This is a genomic window from Rothia sp. HMSC072E10, from assembly GCF_001813965.1.
In the GTDB taxonomy this organism is placed as follows: Bacteria; Actinomycetota; Actinomycetes; order Actinomycetales; family Micrococcaceae; genus Rothia; species Rothia mucilaginosa_A.
Genome location: NZ_KV814490.1, coordinates 25,201 through 27,872, shown reverse-complemented (window position 1 = coordinate 27,872; position 2,672 = coordinate 25,201). Strand labels below are relative to the sequence as shown.

Genomic DNA, 2,672 nt, shown 5'->3' with positions numbered 1-2,672 from the left:
ACGACATCCTTCTTTCTCCGGATGCTGAGGCGGTGGTGAATGCAATCATCACGAAGTACCCGCAGGTGCAGCTGGTGAACCTTAGCGATTCTTTTGCGAATGATGCCGGCAAGCTGAACCCGCAGGTGGAATACATCCGCCTGTCCCTGCTGTCTCCTTTTGTGCACGGTAAGTACCGTATGGGTAAGCCGTACGGTACGTGGCCTCTGATTTGCACTGGCTTGTATTTGATTTCCCGTTCGGGTGCTGAGCTGCTGCTTAAGCAGTTTGAGGATAAGGTGCCGGGTACTGTGGCTGATGATTACAAGCTGTACCAGCAGTGGGGTGTGGATGTGCGTTTTGTGCAGCCGGGCCTGTGCGGCTGGGAGGGTAGTAGCGTCATCTTGGAATCTGGCAAGCGTCATCTGGATAAGGTGAATAGTCTCCAGCACGGTACTGGTCCTCTGGATCGAGTGCGTATTGCGTTGGCTCCGAAGATGCGTTTGGTGAATGCTAAGAACGCCCTGGATGCCACCCTTGATGAGGTGAAGCAGCGCCTGGGTAAGGCAAAATAACTAAGCCTCTTTGAGAAAGCTCCTCTTTGTCACATATATGGCAGAGGGGAGCTTTTGTGTAGCTATTTTCAGCTTTAGCGCGTGAGGTATCGCGTAACGTGCGAGACATAACAGGGTGCCGCACGCCAATTCCCGGGTACTATCTTCACATGAGTGATAGGGTATTTTTATACATACGATTCATCACTCACTGACTAGGCAATTTGTTATCGTGCGCGCATATTTTCGGCGTGCTCTGTGTTTGTCGGTGCCAAGTCAATACTCGGCACTCATGCATGGCTTCTGTCGTTTCAGATTAGGACTGTATGGGTGTGCCACAGCAAAGGGAAATTCATGGCAAAAATTCTGAAATACGTTCTGGGACTGGACGGCGCTAACCGGTTTGATTCTTTCTTCTCGGTGGGGGCACCCGCTCAAGGTTTTCAGCGTTATTCTGCGGTGGATAACCGTGATGATCACGTCACTGATGCACAATTCGATAGCAAGCTGTTCTTGGCTCGTTACGGTAAAGAGCCGAGGCCTGCCGAAAAGGGTTGCGCTTTGAGCCACTACCACATGTGGAAGGACTTCCTCGCTTCAGATGCCGACTGGGCTTTGCTGGCAGAGGACGATGTCCTCATTTCCCCTGACTTGCAGCCTGTAGTGGAGAGGATTATTGAAAAGTATCCTCACGTGCAGATGGTTAACCTGGGCGATATCTACGCTTCTGAAGCTGGCAAGCTCAACCCGCAGGTTGATTATCCCCGTCTTTCATTGCTTGCTCCTTTTGTGTACGGCAAGTACCGTATGGGTAGTGCCTATGGTTCAAAGCCTCTGTACGGTGCTGCCTTGTATCTTCTTTCGCGTTCTGGAGCTGAACGACTCGTAGAATGTTATGGCGAGACGGTTCCCGGCGTTGTTGCTGATGATTATTCTCTCTACCGAGAATGGGGAGTGGACATATATTTGGTGCAGCCCGGCCTGTGCGGTTGGGAAGGCACCAGCCTCATTCAAACTTCTGGCGTTCGTCACTTGGAAAGTCTCAAGAGCACGCAGCATGGCACCGGTTTTATCGACCGGGTGCGCATCGCCCTGGCGCCGAAGAAGCGTATTGCGAACGCAAAGAATATTCTGGATGCCACTTTCGAAGATGTGAAGCAGCGTCTAGGACGATAATCCAGAGACGGTAACCCAGAGATGGATTGGGGTACTGTCATCACATAAAAATGTGAATACGTGGGTCTTCTGCCCTGTCGTTTATCCCCTCCCTATCGTGTGTATGCGGTAGGGAGGGGCTTGTTTTTGCTGTGCACCGGTACACGCGTGTCGTACCGCGTTTTAACCTGCGGACACCTGAGATTGGTGCATGGTGAATGATAGAATTCTTTCTACGTTGCACAGTAGTGTGCGTATTTATCACACGCTCAATATTCAGACTTCATGCCATTTACGCATTACGCACTGATTTTTAAGATGGATGGCCCCTTCTGTCGTGCAGGTGGTCTGTTGTTCTGAAAACTCATCATTAACCTTTGCGATCTTCTATTGCTTAGGTTTTCTGGATGAGCTATTGAAAGGAAAAAAATATGGCAAAGATTCTGAAGTATGTTCTGGGCCTGGATGGCGCGAACCGTTTCGATTCGTTTTATTCAGTGGGTGTTCCCGCGCAGGGTTTTGTCCGTTATTCTGCGGTGGATAACCGCGACAATCACGTCGCTGATGAAGAATTTGACGTTGAGTTTTTCCGTAGCCGTTGGCATCGTGACCCTAGCCCCGCGGAGAAGGGTTGCATGCTCAGCCATGTGAATATGTGGCGTGACTTTGTTGCGTCGGATGCTGATTGGGCGCTGATTGCCGAAGACGACATCCTTCTTTCTCCGGATGCTGAGGCGGTCGTGAACGCAATCATCACGAAGTACCCGCAGGTGCACCTGGTGAACCTAAGCGATTCTTTTGCAAATGATGCCGGCAAGCTGAACCCGCAGGTGGAATACATCCGCCTGTCCCTGCTGTCTCCTTTTGTGCACGGTAAGTACCGTATGGGTAAGCCGTACGGTACCTGGCCCCTGATTTGTACCGGTCTGTACCTGATCTCCCGTTCGGGCGCTGAGCTGCTGCTTAAGCAGTTTGAGGATAAGG

The 2,672-nt window shown here is 51.1% G+C and carries 3 protein-coding genes; all 3 read left to right on the top strand.

What is annotated here, in order from left to right; translation table 11 throughout:
* The coding region (locus HMPREF2944_RS05240) for an LPS biosynthesis protein (protein ID WP_070681204.1) at positions 1-554 on the top strand (554 nt) is incomplete at its 5' end.
* A 333-nt stretch (positions 555-887) separates the two neighbouring features.
* The gene (locus tag HMPREF2944_RS05235; protein ID WP_070648866.1) at positions 888-1,709 is read left to right on the top strand and encodes a glycosyltransferase family 25 protein; all 822 of its coding nucleotides are present in this window, start codon (positions 888-890) and stop codon (positions 1,707-1,709) included.
* Between the two features lie 410 nt (positions 1,710-2,119).
* A partial coding sequence (locus HMPREF2944_RS05230; protein ID WP_070681202.1) for a glycosyltransferase family 25 protein occupies positions 2,120-2,672 on the top strand: 553 nt, incomplete at its 3' end.

Coding starts and splice junctions, on each gene's coding strand:
- HMPREF2944_RS05235 (WP_070648866.1), top strand. CDS start 888: ATGGCAAAAATTCTGAAATACGTTCTGGGACTGGACGGCGCTAACCGG.